Source organism: Nitratireductor basaltis (assembly GCF_000733725.1).
Lineage (GTDB): Bacteria > Pseudomonadota > Alphaproteobacteria > Rhizobiales > Rhizobiaceae > Chelativorans > Chelativorans basaltis.
In genome coordinates, this window is record NZ_JMQM01000003.1 from 20,693 (window position 1) to 41,299 (window position 20,607).

Here is a 20,607-nt window from a genome sequence, read left to right on the forward strand (position 1 = left end):
ACAGCAAGGAAGTTAGAAGATGAAGTCACGCGCCGCAGTCGCATTCGCTCCGGGAAAGCCACTCGAAATTGTCGAAATCGACGTCGCGCCTCCGAAGAAGGGCGAGGTCCTCGTCAAGATCACCGATACCGGAGTCTGTCACACGGATGCCTTCACGCTCTCAGGGGAAGATCCCGAGGGGCTTTTCCCGGTGGTTCTGGGCCATGAGGGAGCCGGTGTCGTGGTCGAGGTGGGCGAGGGTGTGACCTCGGTGAAGCCCGGCGACCATGTCATTCCGCTCTACACCGCCGAATGCGGCGAATGCGAATTCTGCACCTCAGGCAAGACCAATTTGTGCATCTCGGTGCGCGCTACGCAGGGCAAGGGCGTGATGCCCGACGGCACCTCTCGCTTCTCCTATCAGGGCCAGCCGCTCTATCACTATATGGGCTGCTCTACCTTCTCCGAATATACGGTGGTCGCAGAAGTCTCGCTCGCCAAGATCAATCCGGAAGCCAATCACGAGCATGTCTGCCTGCTTGGCTGCGGCGTGACGACCGGCATCGGTGCGGTTCACAATACCGCGAAGGTGCAGGAAGGCGATTCCGTGGCCGTGTTCGGTCTGGGCGGTATCGGTCTTGCCGTTATCCAGGGCGCACGTCAGGCCAAGGCCGGGCGCATCATCGCTGTCGACACCAATCCCGCCAAATTCGAACTGGCGCGGGAATTCGGCGCGACCGATTTCGTCAATCCGAAGGATCACGACAACCCGATCCAGCAGGTTATCATCGAGATGACGGGTTGGGGCGTCGATCATTCCTTCGAATGCATCGGCAATGTCAATGTAATGCGGGCCGCGCTCGAATGCGCCCATCGCGGATGGGGTCAGTCGGTCGTGATCGGCGTTGCCGGTGCGGGGCAGGAGATCTCCACGCGTCCGTTCCAGCTTGTGACCGGACGCAAATGGATGGGCACTGCCTTTGGCGGCGTGAAGGGGCGTACGCAGTTGCCCGGAATGGTGGAAGACGCAATGCGCGGCGACATCGATCTGGCACCTTTCGTCACCCACACCATGCCACTGGAGGAGATCAACAGCGCCTTCGATCTCATGCATGAAGGCAAGTCGATCCGTTCGGTCATCAAATACTGATTGTGCCTGAGGGAGACCCGCTCATGAAACAGATTGAGAGCCACAGGATTTCAGGCGGCAATCAGGGCGTCTGGCGCCATCAGTCGAACCTTCTTGGCTGCGAAATGAATGTCGCCGTTTTCGTGCCGGAGCATGAGGAAGGGGCCAGGCTGCCGGTCATCTACTGGCTTTCCGGTCTGACCTGCAGCGAGCAGAACTTCATCACCAAAGCCGGCGCGCAGCGCTATGCGGCTGAACATGGCGTCATCCTAGTTGCGCCCGACACGAGCCCGCGTGGCGAGGATGTTGCCGATGATCCAGCCTATGATCTGGGGCTGGGCGCAGGCTTCTACCTCAACGCCACCCAGGCGCCATGGGCGAAACATTTTCGCATGTATGACTATGTGCTCGAGGAACTGCCCGCACTTATCGAGGCGCATTTTCCTGCAAGTTACAGGCGTTCGATCATGGGCCATTCCATGGGCGGACACGGTGCATTGATCATGGCACTGAAAAATCCAGGCCGCTTTGCAGCCGTATCGGCTTTCTCGCCAATCGTTGCACCTTCGCAGGTGCCCTGGGGCCGGAAGGCATTCTCCACCTATCTGGGAGAAGACGAGGCGGAATGGCGCGACTGGGATGCAACCGCTCTCCTGTCAAAGGCGCAGGAGCGTCTGCCTATCCTGATTGACCAAGGCGAAGCGGACGACTTTCTGGAGCCGCAACTGAAACCTTGGGTCTTCGCGGAAGAAGCAGACCGCCTCGGCCACCCGCTCACCCTGCGCCGACATCAAGGCTACGACCACAGCTACTACTTCATCGCGAGTTTCATCGGTGAGCATGTCGCCTGGCATGCAAAAGCCCTGATGGCGTGAAACCTCCCTGCGCGAAATGGCAGGGCGATGGTAAAAATACTCCTTGCTCCTGTAGCGTCCATGGGACCTAATCCTTCCTGATTTCTCGCGAAAGGACATGAAGTGAGGATTCCTCCACTTGCCTTGCTGGCGCTTTGCGCAGCCCTGGCGGCGGCTCTTGCCAGCTTTCTTCCCCTCATGCATCTTGGTGTGCCGGGCTGGGTGGTGCTCCTGGTGGCGGGGGCGGGAGCGCTTTTCCTTCTGCCTGCCGTGACCAGCTTTGCAAGGCACAAGACAACGGTCTCTCCGCTGACGCCGAGTGCTGCCACGACCCTGGTTCGATCCGGAGTTTTCGCCGTAACGCGCAATCCGATGTATGTGGGGATGCTGATTGTGTTGCTGGCGGTGGTTCTGTATCTGGGCGCACTCAGTGGCTTCGCCGCGCTCGTGCTGTTCGTCGTCCTCATCGATCGATTTCAGATCAGGTTCGAGGAAAAGCAACTTCTGGAGACCTTCGGGAGCGCCTATCGGGACTATGCCCGAGATGTCCCGCGTTGGCTGTTCTTCGGTCGCGGGCTCGGGGAAGAGTGATCGGTTCGAGTGCGGGCTTTTGAGCTCACTTCTCTCACGCGCTCTCGATACCAGATCAGACAGTTCCATAATGCAGATTATCTGACTGGATGTACTCCTACACTGGGCGCCCCGTCCGCCGCTGAACTTCACAGCGGCTCGAGTTGCGCCATTCTCTTCTTCAGAAATCGTCGGCTCGCCTCGTGTGGTGCGCTTTTCATCGCAGCCTCATAGGCGCGGCGCGCCTCCTGCTTCCGGTTGAGCCGCGCCAGAAATTCGGCGCGGGCTGCATGAAAGGGTTGGAACGCGGCAAGCGGTTGGTGCAACATTTCCAGCCGTTGCAGCGCTTCTTCAACCTGTCCGCACTCGGCCACCGCGACGCACCAGTTGAGCATGATGACCGGTGTTGGCTCGTGCTGCCAGAGCTGGCGATAGAGCAGCGCGATCTGCTTCCAATCCGCACCACTTTCCTGCATCTGGGCCCCTGCAATTGCAGCCTTGAGCTGGAAAGGTCCGATTGCGTTGGCCTGCAGGGCACGGGTGAGCAGACGCTCCCCCTCCTCGATCTCGGCGATCTGCCACAGCTTCCTGTCCTGTTCACCAATCGGAACCGAAGCGCCTGCCTTGTTGATGCGGGCTTTTCTGCGCGCGTGGGTGAAGAGCATCAGTGCAAGTGCGCCTTCGATCTCCGCATCAGCCGAATGCAACTCCTGCAGCGCGCCCGTCAGGTGCAGGTAGAGATCAGGGGTCTCCATGCCTTCGGCAAGCAGCATCAGGATGAGGATGAAGGTCGACCACTCCGCGCAGTTTCCGTGCTGACGGACACGCAGAAGCAGGTCCCGGTTCTCCCCGTCACCGATGGAGATACCCGCCCCGCCCCGCATGGCGGTGACGCGAAACCAGAGGATGAGATAGATCACGCTGACGCACAGCGCATAAATGGGTGTGACTGTAAAAACCATGGTTGCATGCCCTACAAGTGAGAGTTGACACTTGCATGACGTCTGCGGCCAGCATTTTTTCGCATGGCCGCCAAGAAAATTTCACCCCAGCACATGCATCGCCTTCACCGCGGCAGAAGCGCGGTTTTCGACACCGAGCTTGATGTAGATCTGCTCCAGATGCTTGTTCACCGTACGCGGGCTCAGTTCCAGCAGTTCGGCGATGTCACGATTGGCCTTGCCGCGTGCGATCCAGAACAGGACTTCCGCCTCGCGCGGTGTCAGGTCGAAATGCTGGCGCAATGTCTCCTGCTGGCCGCTGCTGGTCTCGAAGATCAGGCGGAAGAGATATTCACCCTCGGCGACATGGCCCAGATAGATGAGCTGGAATTCCGGCAGGTGATCGGGCAGCGGCAGGATCGTCGCGCCGGTCGAAAGCGTGTCGCGGACAAGGCGCTCCCGAATGGCCTCGGTCACCGCGACTTCGAGGCCCAAGCGATCAGGCACCGCGTCGATCAGTCTATCGGCCTGCGGTGTCATCCAACGCCTGCGGCCGTCCCGGCCGAGCGCAATTAGATGACGTCCGGCTGCATCAAGCGCGACCTGAGCGCTTTGCGCGCGCCTTGCATTGGCAAGATGAACGCGCATCCGCGCGCGCAGTTCGTCGAGATCGATGGGCTTTGTGAGAAAGTCCACTCCCCCGCACTCAAGCGCATGGACCACATGCTCCGTCTGTGTCAGCGCGGTCATGAAGATGACCGGCACATGGGCCAGATGCGCCATTTCCTTCAGCCGCCGGCAGGTTTCGAAACCGTCAAGCCCGGGCATCATCCCGTCCATCAGGATGACATCCGGCGTCACTTCCTGCACGACCGTGAGTGCCGCCTCGCCGCTTGTGGCAACAAGCACGGTCACACCCGCCTCTTCCAGCGCGCGGGTCAGGAAACCGAGCGCTTCGGGCGAGTCATCGACAACCAGAACAATATCGCCGGTGGGGGCGGCTTCACTCATCACCACTCAAACTCTCCAGAAGTTTCGCATAGCCCTCGAAGTCGTAGACATCCATATGCGCGCGCAGCCGCTCGACCAGAACCGCATTGGCGGGGTCTTGAGAAAGCGCTGCGAGCTTTCGGTCGATGCCGCGCACATGACCGATGCGTCCAAGACGCTTTAATTCGGCCACATGATGCCCGCCGGGTGAAGTGATATTGGCCCCATCACCGGTATCGCCAGCGACAGGCTGCGCCTCCCCTTCCCCTTCGTCACTCCATTCCAGTTCGAGCTGTGTACCGATGACCTGCAGAAGCTGTCGCAGGTCGAAGGGCTTTGCCATCAGCGCATTGTGACCCGCGTCACGCGCGGGCTTGCCCACACCGTCGCCGATATTTGCCGAAAGCATCACGATGGGTGTAGCAAATCCACGATCGCGCAGCCGCTCCACAAGCGTCCATCCGCTCATGCCGGGCATCTGGATGTCGACGAAAAACAGGTCGGGCTTGGCAGTGGTGGTGAGCGCGAGACATTCCGCACCGTCCGCAGCGGTCAGAATGGTAAAGCCCAGCGGCTGGAGCATTTGGCGCATCATCTCTCGATGATCGGCATTGTCGTCCACCACCATGATCACGCGCCGCTCTCCGTGATAGCCGGTGAGATGCCTGTTGGCCGTGCCAAGCGTTGCGGGACGATCGATCTTCGCCAGCATCAGCCGGACGGTAAAGGCTGCGCCCTCGCCAGGTACGGAATCGACACGGATTTCCCCGCCCAGTGATTCGGTGAGAAGTCGTGTGATGGTGAGACCAAGGCCAAGACCCGGGGTCAGTCGCTCGCGCTCGGCGCGTCCGCGTGCGAAGGGCTCGAATATGCGCTCAAGATCGTCGGAGGCGATGCCCGGTCCCGTGTCACGCACGCTGAAGGTCGCAACTTCGGAACGGTAGCTGACGGTGAAGCTTATGCCGCCCTCGCCCGTATATTTGATGGCATTGGAAAGCAGATTGACGAGGATCTGGCGCAGGCGCTTTTCATCGGTCCGCACATAATGCGGCAGGGATTGCGCCCGCTCATGGTGGAAGGCAAGCCCCTTCGCCTCTGCCTGCAGGCGGAACATGTCGACAAGCTGGTCGAGGAAATCCGGCAAGCTGATCTCGTTGGAATAGACCTGCAGGCGCCCGGCCTCGATCTTGGAGATGTCCAGCAGACCGTCGATGAGGCCGGAAAGATGATCGGCGCTGCGGCGGATGACACTGACCGCACTCTTCTGGTCCTTCGGCAATTCGCGGTCGCGTTCCAGTATCTGTGCGTAGCCCAGCACGGCATTGAGCGGGGTGCGAAGCTCGTGGCTGAGGCCGACCACATAGCGGCTTTTCGCCTGGTTCGCCGCCTCGGCCTTTTCCTTGGCTTCCTGCAGCGCGGCGTCGGTTTTCCGGTGGGCCGCGATCTCGCGCATAAGGGCCCGGTTCTGGCGCGCGCTTTCCTCTTCCGCCATGTGACGGCTGTCATTGGCCAGAACCAGGAACCAGCAGACCACCCCGGCCACGACGCAAAGAACGAAGAAGACGACGAGAATGGTACCGCCAACAACATCCGCCGTCTGCGGCGCGGCGGCAATGGCAAAGACATGCACCAGTGACAGGATTGCAGCGAGCAGCAGAACCGCGAAGCCCATGGTCAGGCCAAAGCGCCCGAGCCTGCTTTGAAGCTGCGTGACCAATCGGTCGGGCAAGAGCCGCGTTGCGAGCGCGAAGACCTGCGCGCGTGCGCTCGCCTTTGGCTTGCACAGATCGTGGCAGCGCGCATCAAGCGAACAACAAAGCGAACAGATGGGTGCGGCATAGGCCGGGCACCATGCCATGTCCTCCGGCTCGAAGGGGTTTTCGCAAACCGAGCAGGTGATGGAATGCTGATGCGCCCAGTCGGCGCGCTGCCGACGCGCGATATAGTAGCGGCCGCCCGTCTTCCACGCGATGAGCGGCGCGAAGACGAAGGCGCATATGAGGGCCACGAAGGGGGCGAGTGCGGCCGCCTGCTCGCCAAAGGCGCCGAAATGCGCAGCAAGCGCGATCACGGTGGAGAGCACCATCGACCCCGTGCCGACCGGGTTCACGTCGAACAGATGCGCGCGCTTGAACTCGATACCGGGCGGAGCAAGCCCCAGCGGCTTGTTGATGAAGAGATCCGCCGAGATGGTGCACAGCCAGGCCATGGCGATGATGGAGAAGATCGCCAGCGTCTGTTCCAGCAGCTGATAGATGCCAAGCTCCATGAGGAGCAGCGCGATGGCGACATTGAAGACGAGCCACACCACCCGGCCGGGATGGCTGTGCGTCAGGCGCGAAAAGAAATTCGACCAGGCGAGCGAACCCGCATAGGCGTTCATCACATTGATCTTGAGCTGGCTCACCACGACGAAGACCGCCATGAGAAGCAGTGCAAGCTGCTCATTGGGGATCATGTAGCCGAAGGCCGCTGCATACATCTCCGCCGGCTCCGAGGCATGTTCCGGTGCCACGCCAAGCGACAATACGAGCACGGCCAGAAACGAGCCCGCCGCAAGCTTCGGCGCGCCGAGCAGCACCCAGCCGGGACCTGCCAGAAAGACGCCAAGGCGATGGCGCCGTCCGCCTTTCTTTTCAGGCGGGAGAAAGCGCAGGAAATCCACCTGCTCGCCGATCTGCGTCATCAGAGCAAGGATGACCGCACTGGCGGCGCCGATCTGCACAAGCTGCAGCCCGCCGGCATCGGCATTGATGCCGGGGAAGGATAGCCACATATCGATCTTCTCCCAATCGAGCCATGCGATGAAGAAGAAGGGCAGGATGTTGAGCACGATCCATACCGGCTGGGTGAGGATCTGGAAGCGGGAAATGAGCCTGACACCATGGGTCACAAGCGGAATGACAGCCACCGCGCTCACGATATAGCCGATCCACAGCGGCAAGCCGAAGGCGAGCTTCAGCGCGCTCGACATGATCGAGGCTTCGATGGCGAAGAGGATGAAAGTGAAGGCTGCATAGATCAGCGAGGTCACCGTCGAGCCGATATAGCCGAACCCTGCCCCGCGCGTCAGCAGATCGATATCAAGTCCGTGGCGCGCCGCATAACGCGCGATGGGTATGCCAACGGCCAGAATGACGATGCTCGCGGCCACGATGGCGACAAGCGCGTTCTTCGTTCCATGAGAGAGCGTGATCGCGCCACCGATCGCTTCCAGAGCGAGAAAGGAGATCGCACCGATGGCTGTCTGTGAGATGCGTTGGCTTGAATAACGTCGTGCGCTCTTCGCGGTGAAGCGCAGTGCGTAATCCTCAAGGGTCTCGTTGGCGACCCACCGGTTGTATTCCCGCCGGATCGGCAGGATTCGCTGTCGCGCCATCGGCTCTGCGTGCCGCCTTCTTCCCTGGTACCAGCCGTTAATTGACTACTTTTTGAACAGAAAATCAAATTGACTAATAATTGTGCACGATGCCTGCAATTGCGGCAGGCTGAACCTACGCAATTTGACGTATAGGCCCTCGCACCCCTCAGGCTGCACAGTTCTCCCCGGCCCTGCTCCTCCCGGACTTGCCAAGGCCCAACCTAACAGAGGGGAACACTCAGATGACCAGCACTTTCACCCGCCGCGGCGTGCTTGCAACGGCTCTTGCCGGCGCGATAAGCCTGTCGGCCAATATCTCATACGCGCAGGAAGAGACGATTAAGGTCGGCGTTCTGCACTCGCTTTCCGGAACCATGGCGATTTCGGAAACCACGCTCAAAGACACGATGCTCTTCCTGATCGATGAGCAGAACAAGAAAGGCGGACTTCTCGGCAAGAAGCTCGAAGCCGTCGTTGTCGACCCGGCATCCGACTGGCCGCTTTTCGCGGAGAAGGCACGCGAGCTGATCTCGGTCAACGAGGTTGCTGCCGTATTTGGCTGCTGGACCTCGGTCAGCCGCAAATCCGTGCTGCCGGTCTTCGAGGAACTCAACTCGATCCTGTTCTATCCCGTCCAGTATGAGGGCGAGGAAAGCCAGCGCAACGTCTTCTACACCGGTGCGGCACCCAACCAGCAGGCCATTCCCGCCGTCGACTACCTGATGAACGAGGAAGGCGTTGAGCGTTGGGTTCTGGCCGGCACCGACTATGTCTATCCGCGCACGACCAACAAGATCCTCGAGCAGTATCTTAAGGACAAGGGCGTTGCCGCAGAAGACATCATGATCAACTACACGCCATTCGGCCATTCCGACTGGCAGACGATCGTCTCCGACATCAAGAGCTTCGGCTCCGCCGGCAAGAAGACTGCCGTGGTTTCCACTATCAATGGTGACGCCAATGTTCCCTTTTACAAGGAGCTTGGCAATCAGGGCCTTTCGGCCACCGACATTCCGGTCGTCGCCTTCTCCGTGGGCGAAGAGGAACTGGCCGGCATCGACACCGGACCGCTTGTCGGTCACCTTGCTGCCTGGAACTACTTCCAGTCCGTCGACACGAAAGAGAACGCGGAATTCATCGCCAACTGGCGCGAATTCATCGGTGATGAAGAGCGCGTCACCAACGACCCGATGGAAGCCCATGTGATCGGCTTCAATCTCTGGGTCCAGGCGGTCGAAAAGGCCGGCACCACGGAGACGGATGCGGTTCTCGACGCCATCATCGGTCTTGAGACGCCGAACCTGACCGGCGGCATCGCCAAGATGCTTCCCAACCATCACATCACCAAGCCGGTTCTGATTGGCGAGATCCAGGACGATGGCCAGTTCGAGGTGGTTTACGAGACCGACGGCACGGTGCCCGGTGACGCCTGGTCCGACTTCCTGCCCGAATCCAAGGCGATCAAGGCAGATTGGACCGCACCGATCAATTGCGGGAACTACAACACCGAAACCGAGAGCTGCGGCGGCGCAAGCTGATCCCTCGGGGCGTGGGCTTTGATGTCTGCGCCCCTGTCACCCCCTCTGCCCTGCCGGGCATCTCCCCCACAAGGGGGCAGATCAATCGCTGATGTGACGGCACCTCTTCCGATTTGAGATGCGCGACACGGACATCAGCAATTCTCCCCACCTGTGGCGGAGATGTCCGGCAGGACAGAGGGGGGTGATCCTGGCCTCAACCTCCAACCAGATCGCTCAAGGCCCATGTTTTCCACTCGCACTCTGCGCATCATCCTCCTGGCGCTCCTCCTGCCCTTCGCCACTCACGGCTACGCCCAAAGTGTCGAAGCGCTTGTGAAGGCCCTGCCCGATGGCGGTTATTCCGAACGCGAACAGGTGATCTTCGATCTTGCCGCCACGGGTGATCCACGCGTGCCGGGTCTTCTGGAGACGCTCAGCGACGGCGATCTTTATCTTCACGAGGATACCGGTGCGGTTGTCGCCGCAACCCGCGAAGGCAAGATCTACCGGTTGAGCGACCCGCTGTCGGGTGATGATCTTGGCACGGCGGAAAAAGGCGTTCTCGACAAGATCCGCGTCAACAATCGCCTGCGCCGCGCCATTGATGGGGCGATGGGCCAGTTGACGCTGATGAGCGACGACCTGGCGGTGCGGCAGTCGGCGGCAAGCAATGTGCTTGCCACTGCAGATCCCGATGCCCTGCCCCTGATCGACGAGGCGCTGGCGCAGGAAGATGTCGCATCCATTCGTCAGACGCTGGAAATTGCACGCGCTGCAATCATTCTGAAAACGGAAGCTTCGGCGGAAGAAAAGGAAGCGGCTGTCGCGACCATTGCCGCCAAGGGGGACCGCGAGGCCCTGACCATGCTCACCAGCGCGCGTGCAAGTGCCTCGAACGAGCTTCTTCCGGCCATTGAAACAGGTATCCGCAAGATCGAACGCAGCCTTGCAATGTGGAGTGCTGGGCAGAATGTCTGGTATGGGCTCTCGCTCGGTTCCGTCCTGCTGCTCGCGGCAATCGGCCTTGCCATCACCTTCGGCGTCATGGGCGTCATCAACATGGCGCATGGCGAGATCGTGATGCTGGGCGCCTACACCACATTCGTGGTGCAGGAAGTCATCCGTAACAGCTTTCCCGGCCTCTTCGACTATTCACTCGCCATCGCCTTGCCGCTTGCCTTCCTCGTCGCCGGTGGCGTGGGTGTGGCCATGGAGCGCGGCATCATTCGCTGGCTTTACGGAAGGCCGCTGGAAACGCTGCTTGCCACATGGGGTGTGAGCCTCATCCTGCAACAGCTTGTCCGCACGATCTTCGGGCCCAACAACCGCGAGGTCGGCAATCCGTCCTGGATGTCCGGCGCGTTCGAGCTTGGCGGTCTGGCGATCACCTGGAACAGGCTCTGGATCGTCTTCTTTGCAATGGCCGTCTTCGCGATCCTGCTACTCGTACTCAACCGCACGCCGCTCGGCCTTCAGATGCGCGCGGTCACCCAAAACCGGCGCATGGCCTCTTCCATGGGCATTCGCACGCCATGGGTGGACGCGCTGACCTTCGGCCTTGGTTCGGGCATTGCGGGCATTGCCGGCGTGGCGCTGAGCCAGATCGACAATGTCTCACCCAATCTCGGCCAAGGCTACATCATCGACAGCTTCATGGTCGTGGTCTTTGGCGGTGTGGGCAATCTTTGGGGCACGCTTGTCGGCGCACTCACGCTTGGTGTCGCGAACAAGTTTCTCGAACCCTATGCGGGCGCGGTACTGGGCAAGATCCTCATCCTCGTCTTCATCATTCTCTTCATTCAAAGGCGGCCGCGCGGGCTCTTCGCGCTCAAGGGCCGGGCGGTGGACGCATGATCACGGCAACTCTCATCCGCGCACTGGACAAAAAGGCTATCTTCGTGGTGATGGCACTGGTACTGCTTGCAATTGCAGTGCCTGCCTCCACCCTGCTCCTGCCTCCCGATCACCCGCTTCACGTGCCGGGCCATTTCGTGCCGCTCTTCGGCAAATATCTGACCTATGCGATGCTCGCGCTCGCGCTCGATCTGGTCTGGGGCTATTGCGGCATTCTTTCGCTTGGCCATGGCGCATTCTTCGCGCTTGGCGGCTACGCGATGGGCATGTATCTGATGCGCCAGATCGGCGACCGGGGCGTCTATGCCAATCCGATACTGCCCGATTTCATGGTCTTCCTGAACTACAAGGAATTGCCCTGGTTCTGGTACGGCTTCGACATGTTCTGGTTCGCCACCCTCATGGTGGTGGTGGTGCCGGCCGTGCTTGCCTTCGTCTTCGGCTGGTTCGCCTTCAGAAGCCGGGTAACGGGCGTCTATCTCTCCATCATCACGCAGGCCATGACCTATGCGCTGCTTCTCGCCTTCTTCCGCAATGATATGGGTTTTGGCGGCAATAACGGCCTGACAGATTTCAAGGATATTCTCGGCTTCTCGCTTCAGGCACCGGGAACACGTGCGAGCCTGTTTGCCGCGTCTGCGCTGGCGCTCGCGCTTTCCTTCCTCATCTGCTCGGCCATAGTGCGCTCCAAGCTTGGCAAGGTGCTGATAGCGGTGCGTGACGCAGAAAGCCGCACGCGCTTTCTGGGCTACCGGGTGGACCGCTACAAGCTCTTCGCCTTCACCGCCTCGGCCATCATCGCAGGTATTGCGGGCGCGCTTTACGTGCCGCAGGTGGGCATCATCAATCCGGGCGAATTCGCTCCCGCCAATTCCATCGAGGTTGTCATCTGGACGGCTGTCGGCGGGCGCGGAACGCTGATCGGCCCGATCATCGGCGCGGTGCTCGTCAATGCAGGCAAGTCTTGGTTCACCGGCGTTTTCCCCGAATTCTGGCTGTTCGCGCTGGGAGGGCTGTTCGTCGCCGTCACCATCTTCCTGCCCAAGGGCATAGTCGGCGCCTTCACCAGCGGCTGGAGCGCCTTGAAAGCGCGTCGCATATCCGCCCGCGCCGAAGAAGGCGCAGGTCCGCAGCCGGGCAAACCCCAATCAGCGGCCGCTCCGGCCAATCTCGAAACTGCTCCGGCGGAGTGAGAGCATGACGAAAAACAAGGCGCTTCTTTATCTCGACGGCGTTTCCGTCTCTTTCGATGGCTTCAAGGCCATCAATAATCTCTCGCTGATCGTCGGCCATAACGAGCTGCAGGCGATAATCGGGCCGAATGGTGCGGGCAAGACGACGATGATGGACATCATCACCGGCAAGACGCGGCCGGATGAAGGCGATGTCTATTTCGGTGGCGACGCCGACCTGACCACCATGGACGAGGCGGAAATCGCTGAGCTTGGGATAGGCCGGAAATTCCAGAAGCCGACTGTCTTCGAAAGCCACACGGTGCGCGACAATCTCGAACTTGCGCTGAAAAAGCCGCGCGGGGTCTTTTCCGCCTGGTTCTACCATGCCGACGCTGACGACGAGGCGCGCATTGCAGAGATTCTCGAAACGGTCCGCCTCACGGAGCGTGCCGACGAGCTGGCCGCCAATCTGAGTCATGGTCAGAAGCAATGGCTGGAGATTGGCATGCTCCTTGCACAGGATCCAAAGCTGCTCCTGGTCGATGAGCCGGTGGCGGGCATGACGGATGCTGAAACGGTGGAAACGGCGATCTTGCTGAAGAAAATTGCTCAGACGCGGTCGGTGGTGGTGGTGGAGCACGACATGAGCTTCATCCGCGATCTTGCCGCGCGGGTGACGGTTCTGGCGGAAGGTTCGGTCCTCGCACAAGGCAGCCTCGACCATGTCAGCGCCGATCCGCGGGTCATCGAGAGCTATCTGGGGAGGTGAAATTATGGGCACTTCGCTCAATATAGAGGCAATCGACCTGCATTATGGTGCCGCGCAGGCGCTGCGCGGTGTCAGTGTTTGCGCCCATCCGGCTAAGATCACTGCGGTTCTCGGCCGCAACGGTGTCGGCAAATCCTCCCTTCTTCGCGCGATCGCCGGTGTGCATCCTGTGTCCCGCGGAGAAATCCGCGTCGGTGAGACACCATTCGGCAAGACGCCGCCCTATGCCCGTGCGCGCCACGGGCTTGGCTATGTGCCGCAAGGGCGCGACATCTTTCCGCTTCTGAGCGTGAAGGAAAATCTCCAGACGGGTTTTGCGCCGCTGAAGGCCTCCGAACGCACCATTCCGGACACGGTGTTCGAGCTTTTCCCGGTGCTGAAAGACATGTTGATGCGCCGCGGCGGCGATCTTTCCGGCGGGCAACAGCAGCAACTTGCCATTGGCCGCGCCCTGGTCACGCGCCCCAAGGTGCTCATTCTGGATGAGCCGACCGAAGGCATCCAGCCGTCCATCATCAAGGATATCGGCCGCGCGCTTCAGTTCCTGCGCGACGAGCTTGGAATGACGATCCTGATCGTTGAGCAATATCTCGATTTCTGCCGCGAGATTGCCGATCACATCTACATCATGGATCGCGGGGAGATCATGCATGAGGGGCCGGCAAGTGATCTCGACCTTCCCGAGGTCAAGCGGCACCTGATGGTCTGATCCGAATGAATGTTGCCGCCTCCATAGCCGATTTTGAAACCCTGCCGCGTCTGCAGCGCGCGCGGGGTGCGGGGCGGATTGCGGTGGGCCAGATTGCAGGCCGCACGAGACTGCGGACGCTCTTTCAGGAGGGCTGCGCGAAGATCCGCCTGCCGCGCCCGACAGGACCCGCGGTAGAGGCGGTTCTCATCAACACTTCCGGCGGACTGACCGGCGGCGATGTGGTGGAATGGCAGGCCGAGGCACAAGCGGGAAGCCGGCTCTCGATCACGACGCAGGCCTGCGAACGCATCTACAGGTCTTCCGGCGGTGCGGCCGAGCTAACGACAAGGCTGCGGGTTGCTGCAAGTGCGCATATCGACTGGCTGCCGCAGGAAACCATTCTCTTTGGCCAAAGCCGCCTGGAAAGATCGCTCGACATCGAGCTTGAGGGCGACGCAACGTTGACAGCCCTCGAAGCCGTTTTGATCGGGCGTGAAGCCATGGGCGAGGCCGCGCGTGATGCATGCCTTTCCGACAACTGGCGCATCCGCCGCGACGGCAGGTTGATCCACGCCGAGGCAACACGGCTGACAGGCGCGGATATCGAGCGCGATGCCTCATCGCTGCTTGCCGGCTGCAACGCGTTTGCGACGCTTGTTTCTATCGCACCGGATGCCGAGGCACGGCTTGAAAAGCTACGTCCGTTTCTTGCCACCCTGCCCCACGCGGGTGCAAGCGCGATGGGCGAGCGCCTTGTGCTGCGCTTCCTCGCCCCGACCGGTATTGCGCTGCGGCGCTCGCTTCAACCGGCCATTGCCGCCCTTTCCGGTGCAGGCTCCGTGCCGCGCCTCTGGACTATCTGATGGAGTTCTTCAAGACATGAACCTGACCCCGCGCGAAAAGGACAAGCTGCTTGTCGCCATGGCCGCGATGGTGGCCCGCCGCAGGCTGGAACGCGGTGTCAAGCTGAACCACCCGGAAGCAATTGCGCTGATTACCGACCATGTGATGGAAGGTGCGCGCGATGGGCGTTCGGTGGCCGATCTCATGGAGGAAGGCGCCCATGTCATCACTCGCGATCAGGTGATGGAAGGCGTGGCAGAGATGATCCACGACATACAGGTCGAGGCGACCTTTCCCGACGGCACCAAGCTTGTGACCGTCCACGAACCGATCCGCTAGGAGGAAATCTCGATGAAATATCTGAGCCTTTGCGCCTTCGCACTTTTCGCATCCCCTGCCTTTGCTCATGACCTTCCTGCAAGCCATCACCACCACGGCGCTCTGGTGCTGTTCGACCTGTCACCGGCCGTCACCATCATCGCGGCACTTGCACTGGTGGGCGCGGGCGCGTTTCTAGGCCGCTATCTCGCCGGAAAGCGCAAACCATGATCCCCGGTGAAGTGCTGACGTCGGGTGGCGAGATCGAGCTAAATGCCGGGCTTGAAAGTTTGGTGCTTGAAGTCGCCAATACCGGCGACCGGCCCATTCAGGTCGGCTCGCACTACCACTTCTTCGAGACCAACAATGCGCTGAACTTTGACCGGGACAAGGCGCGCGGCATGCGGCTCGACATTGCAGCGGGAACCGCCATCCGTTTCGAGCCGGGGCAGTCACGCGAAGTGCGGCTCGTGCCCCTTGGCGGGGCGCGCAAGGTGTTCGGATTTCAGCAGAAGATCATGGGGGCGCTCTAGATGCCGACACGGATCAGCCGCGCCGCATATGCGGATATGTATGGGCCAACCACGGGCGACCGTGTGCGGCTCGCCGATACGGAACTCTTCATCGAGGTGGAGAAGGATCTCACATCTTACGGCGAGGAGGTGAAATTCGGCGGCGGCAAGGTCATCCGTGACGGCATGGGCCAGTCGCAGGCGACGCGCGCGGAAGGCGCGGTCGATACCGTCATCACCAATGCGCTGATCGTCGACCATACCGGCATCTACAAGGCCGATATCGGCTTGAAGAACGGCGTCATCTCGGCGATCGGCAAGGCGGGCAATCCCGACACGCAGAACGGCGTCGACATCATCATCGGCCCATCGACCGAAGCCATTGCCGCGGAAGGCAAGATCATCACCGCCGGCGGTTTTGATGCTCATATCCATTTCATCTGCCCGCAGCAGATCGACGAGGCGCTGTCTTCGGGTGTGACGACCATGCTTGGCGGCGGCTCCGGGCCTGCCCACGGCACGCTTGCCACCACCTGTACCGGCGCGTGGCATATCGGGCGGATGATCCAGAGCTTCGATGCCTTCCCGATGAATATCGGCCTGGCCGGCAAGGGCAATGCATCGGTTCCAGCGCCGCTGGAAGAGATGGTGCGTGCGGGTGCCTGCGCGCTGAAACTGCATGAGGACTGGGGCACGACACCGGCGGCCATCGACAATTGTCTGTCGGTTGCCGACGAGCATGACGTGCAGGTGATGATCCACACCGACACGCTCAACGAAAGCGGCTTTGTGGAAGACACGGTCGCTGCCATCAAGGGCCGTACGATCCACGCCTATCACACGGAAGGTGCAGGCGGCGGACACGCGCCCGACATCATCAAGGTGGCGGGGCTGCCCAATGTCCTGCCCTCCTCCACCAACCCGACGCGGCCCTATACCGGCAACACGATTGCCGAGCATCTCGACATGCTGATGGTCTGCCACCATCTCGACACCGCCATTCCCGAAGATGTGGCCTTTGCGGAGAGCCGTATCCGCAAGGAGACGATTGCGGCTGAAGACATTCTTCACGACATGGGCGCCTTCTCCGTCATCTCGTCGGATAGCCAGGCCATGGGCCGTGTCGGTGAGGTGATCATCCGCACCTGGCAGACAGCGCACAAGATGAAGGTGCAGCGCGGCGCATTGCCTGAGGAGACGGGCGACAACGACAATTTCCGCGTGAAGCGCTATATCGCCAAATACACGATCAACCCGGCCATCGCCCACGGCATTTCGCGCCATATCGGCTCGGTCGAAGTGGGCAAGCGGGCTGATCTCGTGATGTGGAGCCCCGCCTTTTTTGGCGTGAAGCCAGATATGGTGCTGATGGGCGGCACGATTGTTGCCGCGCCAATGGGCGACCCGAATGCATCCATTCCGACACCGCAGCCCATGCATTACCGCCCGATGTTCGGAGCCTTCGGCAAGTCCGTGACCGCATCGAGTGTCACCTTCACTTCCGCAGCTGCGATCACGGACGATGTGCGCGGCAGGCTGGGCGTGGAGAAGCAGTTGCTGGCGGTGGAGAACACACGCGGCGGCATCGGCAAACATTCCATGATCCACAACAGCGCCACCCCTGAAATCGAGGTCGATCCGGAGACCTATGAAGTGCGCGCCAATGGCGAGCTTCTGACCTGCGAGCCGGCGGAAAGCCTGCCGATGGCGCAGCGCTATTTCCTGTTTTGAGAGGCATCACCATGATCCGCGCCGCATCCGTCACCCGCGTCTTCGAACAGGCGATAGACACGATCACGCTCGACGAGACCGAGCGGCACCGCCGGCGCATGGCGATGCGGTCCGACGGTGGCATCGACTTCCTGCTCGACCTTTCCGAAGCGAAATTGCTGTCTGACGGGGATGGGCTGGAACTGGAGGACGGGCGTGTGATTGCCGTGCGCGAGAAAGCCGAGGCGCTGTATGAGGTGCGGGCGCGGGATGCGAAACATCTGGTGGTTCTGGCCTGGCAGATCGGCAACCGCCATCTGCCTGCGGAGGTGCATGAGGACCGCATCTATATCCGCCGCGACCATGTCATCCGCGACATGCTGATCGGCCTTGGCGCGACCGTCCTTGATGTAGAGCGAGCCTTCGCGCCGGAAAAAGGCGCCTATCATTCGGGCATGCCCGGCGGCCACGCGCATAATCACCACCATCATCACGTTCACGCGCACCATGACTGACCGCCTCGCCCTGCAACGGCTGATCGTGTGGGCGTCACCCGCCTTTCCCACCGGAGCCTTCGGATATTCGGCAGGGCTTGAAACTGCCATTGCAGACGGGCGGGTCCGCAACCGGGATAAGGTGCAGGAATGGGTGTGCGGCAGCCTTTTCGCCGGTTCGATGCGCAATGACGCATTGATCGTTGCGGCGGCCTCCAATGCTTGCCCAGAGGCCGAAGCATTGGTCGAACTGGCCGATCTCGTTGATGCCCTGCAATGCGCCTCTCAACGCCTGAAAGAGCTTTACGTGACCGGTAATGCCTTCGTGGCGGCAGCGCGTGCATGGACGCCGGAACTGGTAGCTGATCTGCCCTCCCCCTGCCCCTATCCGGTTGCCTTTGGCGCAGTCTGTGGCAGGTCGGGCATCGGCGCCTGCGACGCAATCGTTGCCTTTCTCACCGCACAGGTGCAAACGCAGGTCTCCGTGGCCGTGCGCCTCGTGCCCATCGGCCAGACGCAGGCGCTGGAGATCCAGTCCGCACTGGAAGGGGAAATCTCGCGGCTCGCCGAAGATTATGCAGCGCTCGATCTCGGTGATCTCGGCGCAATCTCGATCGCCGCTGATATCGCCGCGCAGCGACATGAAACACTGGAAACGAGGATCTTCCGCTCATGAGTTCTCCCAACGGACCCTTGCGCATCGGCATTGGCGGACCGGTCGGCTCCGGCAAGACCACGCTATGCGAGATGCTTTTGAAAGCCATGCGCGAGCGCTATTCCATGGCGGTTGTCACAAACGACATCTACACGAAGGAAGATGCGCTCATCCTTGCGCGACTACAGGCGATTTCGGAAGACCGGATCGTGGGCGTCGAAACCGGCGGTTGTCCTCATACGGCCATTCGCGAGGATGCCTCGCTGAACCTTGCAGCCATTGCCGATCTCAACCAGCGCTTTCCCGATCTCGACGTGGTGCTGATCGAAAGCGGAGGCGACAATCTGGCGGCGACATTTTCGCCCGATCTTGCCGATCTGACGCTCTATGTCATCTCAGTCGCGCAAGGCGAGAAGATCCCGCGCAAGGGCGGACCGGCCATCACGCGCTCCGATCTCCTCATCATCAACAAGACCGATCTCGCACCCCATGTGGGGGCCGATCTTGATGTGATGCAATCGGATGCCGAACGCGTTCGCGAAGGACGCCCCTTCGTGATGAGCGATCTGTTGCGCCGCAACGGCCTCGACGAAATCATCGCCTTCATCGAAAAAGCGGGAGGCCTGGCCTCATCTCGGGACGAACGGCTGGCCAGCTGACCGGTACCGCCTGTTTATGAGACACTAACCGGCGATCTCTGGCATCACGGGAGCGATCCTGTTTGCTGGAGATGCGCGCCCATGACCATACCGCCCGACTGGATGCCCGATGTTCCCATGGAGCGGATCATCTGCCACTGGACCGGCGGCACGCATCACGCCTGCGAGGCGGATTGCCGGTGCTACCACATCCTGATCGAGGGCGATGGCAAGCTGGTACGCGGCAAGGCGCCCATCGAGCGCAATTCCGGCAAGGCGAAAAAGGGATATGCCGCGCATACAAGAAGCTGCAATTCCGGTTCCATCGGTGTTGCCTTATGCGGCATGAAGGGTGCACGCCAACAGCCTTTCCGTTCCGGTCGCTATCCCCTGAAACCTGCACAATGGACCAAGCTGGTGCAGGTCTGCGCGGAACTGTCGAAGCGCTATCGCATAGCCGTTTCGCCACAGACGTTGCTCACCCATGCGGAGGTGCAGGACAATCTGGGCATCGCCCAGAAGGCAAAATGGGACATTTCCCGCCTTCCCTTCGACAAGAGCGTGAAAGGTGCGGGGGCTTGCGGTGACCGGCTTCGCGGGGAAGTGCAGGCACTTCTGGACCGCGGCGGGGTGCTGGTCGACCCCGTCTCCCGCGACAGCTCCATCGCGCTTTATGCACGCAAGCTCGGCGAGGCCATCGGCAAGGCACTGGCAGCAGGACTGAAGACAGCGCTGCGCGAGATCATGAAGCGGATCTCGTGAGGTTCAGGCCGCGCCAGGAAGGATTTGGCGCGGCCGACGGGCGGGACCCTCAGGAGAAAAGAACCCCGCCATTGATGTCGTAATTGGCGCCGGTGATGAAGGAAGCTTCGTCACTGGCCAGGAAGACGGCGAGATTCGCCACTTCTTCCGAAGTGCCTTCGCGCTTCAGCGGCGTATTGCCTGCCACCATCTTGCGCACTTCCGGCTTGGTGAAGATGTTGTGGAAGTCCGTGTCGATGAGACCCGGGCAAAGCGCGTTGACGCGGATGTTCCTCGGGGCAAGCTCCTTGGCCATGCCGCGCGTCATGGAGACAACCGCACCCTTGGCCGCGCCATAAGCAAGCGCACCGCCGCCGCCACCGTCGCGACCGGCCTGCGATGCCATGTTCACGATTGCACCGCCCTCGGTCATGTGCGGCAGCGCCGCCTGGACGAGAAGCAGGGCGGAGGTGACATTGAGATCCATGACCGTCTGCCAATGCTCCAGCGTGATCTCGGGGATCGTCTTGCGGGCAACCAGGCCGCCAGTGACCGGCATCAGCACGTGGATCGTGCCTAGCTCCTTGGCCGTGCGCTCCACAAGCGCCTTCACGTCATCAGGCTTGGTCATATCGCCCTGCATGGCAAAAGCGCGACCACCTGCAGCTTCGATCTCACTGACCGCGCTTTCAGCACCTTCGCCGCTCTTGAAGTAGTTGATGGCGACATTGGCACCGGCTTGCGCCAGTCGAATTGCGCAGGCGCGGCCGATGTCTCGGCCCCCGCCCGTCACGATGGCAGTCTTGCCTTTGAAGTTCATGGTCTTCTCCCTTTGAAAACGTGCGGCCGGCAGCTTGCCCGCT

21 protein-coding genes are annotated in these 20,607 nt (G+C 61.0%); 17 read left to right on the forward strand and 4 right to left on the reverse strand.

From position 1 onward, the window contains the following. The first annotated feature begins 19 nt into the window (after positions 1 to 19). The 3 genes from EL18_RS15965 to EL18_RS15975 all read left to right on the forward strand — a co-directional run bounded on the left by EL18_RS15965 (position 20) and on the right by EL18_RS15975 (position 2,553). The gene (locus EL18_RS15965) at positions 20 to 1,129 is read left to right on the forward strand and encodes an S-(hydroxymethyl)glutathione dehydrogenase/class III alcohol dehydrogenase (protein ID WP_036486617.1); all 1,110 of its coding nucleotides are present in this window, start codon (positions 20 to 22) and stop codon (positions 1,127 to 1,129) included. A 23-nt stretch (positions 1,130 to 1,152) separates the two neighbouring features. Beyond that, entirely contained in the window at positions 1,153 to 1,983 is an 831-nt protein-coding gene (fghA, locus tag EL18_RS15970) for an S-formylglutathione hydrolase (RefSeq protein WP_036486619.1), read from the forward strand. Positions 1,984 to 2,085: 102 nt separating this feature from the next. Then, the gene (locus EL18_RS15975) at positions 2,086 to 2,553 is read left to right on the forward strand and encodes a methyltransferase family protein (protein WP_036486621.1); all 468 of its coding nucleotides are present in this window, start codon (positions 2,086 to 2,088) and stop codon (positions 2,551 to 2,553) included. A gap of 128 nt (positions 2,554 to 2,681) precedes the next feature. Here the strand turns inward: EL18_RS15975 and EL18_RS15980 are convergent, their stop codons facing one another. The 3 genes from EL18_RS15980 to EL18_RS15990 form a co-directional block, all read right to left on the reverse strand. Beyond that, positions 2,682 to 3,494 (reverse strand): DUF6596 domain-containing protein, encoded by an 813-nt coding sequence (locus EL18_RS15980; protein WP_051914409.1) that lies wholly within the window; start codon positions 3,492 to 3,494, stop codon positions 2,682 to 2,684. A gap of 81 nt (positions 3,495 to 3,575) precedes the next feature. Beyond that, positions 3,576 to 4,484 carry a response regulator transcription factor gene (locus EL18_RS15985; protein WP_036486623.1) on the reverse strand — a complete coding sequence of 303 codons (909 nt, stop codon included), beginning with the start codon at positions 4,482 to 4,484 and terminating at the stop codon, positions 3,576 to 3,578. Then, a complete protein-coding gene (locus tag EL18_RS15990; RefSeq protein ID WP_036486624.1) occupies positions 4,477 to 7,842 on the reverse strand; it encodes a hybrid sensor histidine kinase/response regulator in 3,366 nt (1,121 codons plus the stop codon). Before EL18_RS15990 ends, EL18_RS15985 begins: the two co-directional genes overlap by 8 nt. Positions 7,843 to 8,066: 224 nt before the next feature. Between EL18_RS15990 and urtA the strand changes: the two genes are divergently transcribed. The 14 genes from urtA (at position 8,067) to EL18_RS16060 (ending at position 19,765) form a co-directional block, all read left to right on the forward strand. Further along, on the forward strand, positions 8,067 to 9,362 hold the full coding sequence (gene urtA, locus EL18_RS15995) for an urea ABC transporter substrate-binding protein (protein WP_036486626.1): 1,296 nt from the start codon (positions 8,067 to 8,069) through the stop codon (positions 9,360 to 9,362). Positions 9,363 to 9,587: 225 nt separating this feature from the next. Further along, positions 9,588 to 11,198, forward strand: a complete 1,611-nt coding sequence (gene urtB / locus EL18_RS16000) for an urea ABC transporter permease subunit UrtB (RefSeq protein WP_036486628.1) — start codon at positions 9,588 to 9,590, stop codon at positions 11,196 to 11,198. Then, positions 11,195 to 12,391 (forward strand): urea ABC transporter permease subunit UrtC, encoded by a 1,197-nt coding sequence (urtC, locus tag EL18_RS16005; RefSeq protein ID WP_036486630.1) that lies wholly within the window; start codon positions 11,195 to 11,197, stop codon positions 12,389 to 12,391. The genes urtB and urtC overlap by 4 nt, the downstream gene beginning before the upstream one ends. Before the next feature lie 4 nt (positions 12,392 to 12,395). Then, positions 12,396 to 13,142, forward strand: a complete 747-nt coding sequence (gene urtD / locus EL18_RS16010; RefSeq protein ID WP_036486633.1) for an urea ABC transporter ATP-binding protein UrtD — start codon at positions 12,396 to 12,398, stop codon at positions 13,140 to 13,142. Between the two features lie 4 nt (positions 13,143 to 13,146). Further along, positions 13,147 to 13,851, forward strand: coding sequence for an urea ABC transporter ATP-binding subunit UrtE (gene urtE / locus EL18_RS16015; RefSeq protein ID WP_036486635.1), 705 nt, complete (start codon positions 13,147 to 13,149; stop codon positions 13,849 to 13,851). A 5-nt stretch (positions 13,852 to 13,856) separates the two neighbouring features. Next, positions 13,857 to 14,696, forward strand: coding sequence for an urease accessory protein UreD (locus EL18_RS16020; RefSeq protein WP_036486637.1), 840 nt, complete (start codon positions 13,857 to 13,859; stop codon positions 14,694 to 14,696). A 16-nt stretch (positions 14,697 to 14,712) separates the two neighbouring features. Beyond that, positions 14,713 to 15,015 carry an urease subunit gamma gene (locus EL18_RS16025; RefSeq protein WP_036486639.1) on the forward strand — a complete coding sequence of 101 codons (303 nt, stop codon included), beginning with the start codon at positions 14,713 to 14,715 and terminating at the stop codon, positions 15,013 to 15,015. A gap of 12 nt (positions 15,016 to 15,027) precedes the next feature. Then, positions 15,028 to 15,225: a hypothetical protein gene (locus EL18_RS16030; protein ID WP_036486640.1), complete on the forward strand. Its 198-nt coding sequence runs from the start codon at positions 15,028 to 15,030 to the stop codon at positions 15,223 to 15,225. Next, the gene (locus EL18_RS16035; protein ID WP_036486642.1) at positions 15,222 to 15,527 is read left to right on the forward strand and encodes an urease subunit beta; all 306 of its coding nucleotides are present in this window, start codon (positions 15,222 to 15,224) and stop codon (positions 15,525 to 15,527) included. The genes EL18_RS16030 and EL18_RS16035 overlap by 4 nt, the downstream gene beginning before the upstream one ends. Then, positions 15,528 to 17,237 (forward strand): urease subunit alpha, encoded by a 1,710-nt coding sequence (gene ureC, locus EL18_RS16040; RefSeq protein WP_036486644.1) that lies wholly within the window; start codon positions 15,528 to 15,530, stop codon positions 17,235 to 17,237. An 11-nt stretch (positions 17,238 to 17,248) separates the two neighbouring features. Next, the gene (locus EL18_RS16045) at positions 17,249 to 17,731 is read left to right on the forward strand and encodes an urease accessory protein UreE (RefSeq protein WP_036486646.1); all 483 of its coding nucleotides are present in this window, start codon (positions 17,249 to 17,251) and stop codon (positions 17,729 to 17,731) included. Then, positions 17,724 to 18,386: an urease accessory protein UreF gene (locus EL18_RS16050; protein WP_036486648.1), complete on the forward strand. Its 663-nt coding sequence runs from the start codon at positions 17,724 to 17,726 to the stop codon at positions 18,384 to 18,386. The genes EL18_RS16045 and EL18_RS16050 overlap by 8 nt, the downstream gene beginning before the upstream one ends. Further along, positions 18,383 to 19,024, forward strand: coding sequence for an urease accessory protein UreG (gene ureG, locus EL18_RS16055; protein WP_036486651.1), 642 nt, complete (start codon positions 18,383 to 18,385; stop codon positions 19,022 to 19,024). Before EL18_RS16050 ends, ureG begins: the two co-directional genes overlap by 4 nt. An 81-nt stretch (positions 19,025 to 19,105) precedes the next feature. Further along, positions 19,106 to 19,765, forward strand: a complete 660-nt coding sequence (locus tag EL18_RS16060) for a peptidoglycan recognition protein family protein (protein WP_036486653.1) — start codon at positions 19,106 to 19,108, stop codon at positions 19,763 to 19,765. A gap of 49 nt (positions 19,766 to 19,814) precedes the next feature. Here EL18_RS16060 and EL18_RS16065 read toward each other — a convergent pair whose 3' ends face one another. Further along, positions 19,815 to 20,564, reverse strand: a complete 750-nt coding sequence (locus EL18_RS16065) for an SDR family NAD(P)-dependent oxidoreductase (RefSeq protein ID WP_036486655.1) — start codon at positions 20,562 to 20,564, stop codon at positions 19,815 to 19,817. Positions 20,565 to 20,607 lie beyond the last annotated feature (43 nt).